A 2,524-nucleotide genomic window follows, 5' to 3' on the forward strand; every position below is an offset into this window, starting at 1 on the left:
GATCAGCACTTACTGGTACTGCGCCGGCTGCTCAAGGAGCGCAAAGTGCAAATGACTCAACTGCTGGAGGAGCGACTGGCAGACGCCGTGCACTACGTCGACCCYCAGGGCGGCGCAACAGTCTGGGTGCGCTCGCTACGGCGGGTCGATGTGCGTGGTGTGTTCCACCGACTGCTCAAGCAACAAGTGGTGGTGGCGCCGGGGGAATTGTTCAGTTTGCGTGGTCTGCATGGGCAACACTTGCGGCTGAGCCATACCTTTGGCGGTGAGCATGACCTTGCCGTTGCACTGGGTCTGCTGGGGGATGCCTTGCGTCTTGAGGCCATCGATTGAGCCTGGCAGTCAAACATCGTGAATCATCTTCAATCGATTCCGTCGCGTTGCGGTCAAACTGCCAGTAAACTGCGTCCCAATTCCTGAACCAGTCTAATCCAGAGGTTTTGCATGACACTCAGTGCTTTTGCGGGCAAACCGGCACCGGCAGAATTGTTGATCGACATCCCGCGACTGGTAACGGCTTACTACACCGGCCAACCTGACGCCGCCATCTCGACCCAGCGTGTCGCCTTTGGCACGTCCGGGCACCGAGGCAGCTCGTTCGACCTGAGTTTCAACGAATGGCACGTTCTGGCAATCAGCCAGGCGATCTGCCTGTACCGCGAAGCCCAGGGTATCAACGGCCCGTTGTTCGTCGGGATCGACACCCATGCGTTGTCCACGCCAGCGGGTGCCAGTGCGCTGGAAGTACTGGCCGCCAACGGCGTCACCGTGATGAYTGCCGAAGGTGATGAATACACACCGACCCCGGCCATTTCCCACGCGATTCTTTGCTACAACCGTGGCCGTACTTCGGGATTGGCGGACGGTATCGTCATTACTCCGTCGCACAACCCGCCGCAAAGCGGTGGCTACAAATACAACCCCACCAACGGTGGCCCGGCCGATACCCATATCACCAAGTGGATCGAAGCCAAGGCCAACGAACTGCTGGCCGCCAAACTCGCTGGCGTCAAGCGCATCAGCTACGAGCAGGCGCTGAAAGCCAGCACGACCCATCGTCACGATTACCTCAACACCTACGTGGCCGATCTGATCAATGTGATCGACTTCGACGCCATCCGTGATGCCAAGCTGCGTCTGGGCGTTGATCCGTTGGGCGGAGCAGGGGTGCGCTACTGGTCGGCGATTGCCGAGCACTACCGTCTGGACCTGGACGTGGTCAACAAGCAGGTCGATCCAACGTTCCGCTTCATGACCGTCGACTGGGACGGACAGATCCGCATGGACCCATCGTCCACCCACGCGATGCAAGGCCTGATCGGTCTGAAAGAACGCTTTGACGTGGCCTTTGCCTGCGATCCGGATCACGACCGCCATGGCATCGTCACACCGTCCGGTGGTTTGTTGGCACCTAACAACTACCTCGCGGTATCGATCGACTACCTGTTCCAGAACCGCCCGCTGTGGCGCGCCGATGCTGCCGTGGGCAAAACCGTGGTCAGCAGTGGCTTGATTGATCGCGTGGCCAAACGTCTGGGCCGTCGTTTGTATGAAGTGCCGGTCGGCTTCAAATGGTTTGCTGACGGCCTGTTTGACGGCTCACTGGGCTTTGGCGGTGAAGAAAGTGCTGGTGCCTCGTTCCTGCGCAAAGACGGTGGCGTCTGGTGCACGGACAAGGATGGCTTGATCCCGGCATTGCTGGCCGCAGAAATGACCGCCCGCACTGGCCGCGATCCAAGTCAGGCCTATCGCGCGTTGACCGACGAACTCGGCGAGCCGTTCTCGGTGCGTGTGGATGCCAAGGCCAACCCTGAACAGAAAGCCTTGTTGAGCAAGCTGTCGCCGGATCAGGTCACCTCGACCCAACTGGCAGGCGAAGCGATCCAGAGCATCCTCAGTCATGCGCCAGGCAATGACCAGGCCATTGGCGGCCTGAAGGTCATGACCGAAAATGGTTGGTTCGCGGCGCGTCCGTCCGGCACTGAAGACATCTACAAGATCTATGCCGAAAGCTTCGTGAGTGATGACCACCTCAAGCAGTTGGTGGCAGAGGCTCAAACGCTGGTGGATGGCGCAATCGCTGCGAAGTGATTGACGAGACCATCGCGGGCAAGTCGAACCGTCGCACCGCCGCTCCCACAGGATTGCGTAGAACCTGTAGGAACGGGCTTGCCCGCGAAGGCGTCAGTACAGCTACCAAAAATTCAAAAAAGGGCGACCATAACGGTCGCCCCTTTTTTGCCTGTCGTTTACCGGATCAAGCCAGGTCAACCAGAACGATTTCACTGTCCTCGATCGCCGTCACTCGTAAAACCTGTTCATCGGCCACCGCAACACCGTCTCGAGCTTGCGCACGTAAGCCATTGAGTTCAATCACGCCAGTGGCTGGAACCAGGTAAGCGCGACGACCGCTGTCCAAGCGATACTCAGCCGATTCACCGGTCTTGAGGTTCGCCGCCACCAGTCGTGCATCGGCGCGGATACGCAGGCTCTGATCATCACCCGACTTGCCGCTGGCCAGGGT

General features: G+C 59.4%; 2 protein-coding genes and 1 pseudogene. 2 read left to right on the forward strand and 1 reads right to left on the reverse strand.

The features are described from left to right. Positions 1-333: pseudogene (locus AC1DSG_RS30140) on the forward strand (PLP-dependent aminotransferase family protein); the annotation flags it as partial. 111 nt (positions 334-444) lie between these two features. Beyond that, positions 445-2,091 (forward strand): phosphoglucomutase (alpha-D-glucose-1,6-bisphosphate-dependent), encoded by a 1,647-nt coding sequence (gene pgm, locus AC1DSG_RS30145; RefSeq protein WP_477794133.1) that lies wholly within the window; start codon positions 445-447, stop codon positions 2,089-2,091. 166 nt (positions 2,092-2,257) lie between these two features. Here the strand turns inward: pgm and AC1DSG_RS30150 are convergent. After that, positions 2,258-2,524: pirin family protein (locus AC1DSG_RS30150; protein WP_477794134.1), on the reverse strand; the 267-nt coding region annotated here is incomplete at its 5' end.

This window comes from Pseudomonas sp. P5_A12 (assembly GCF_056400685.1).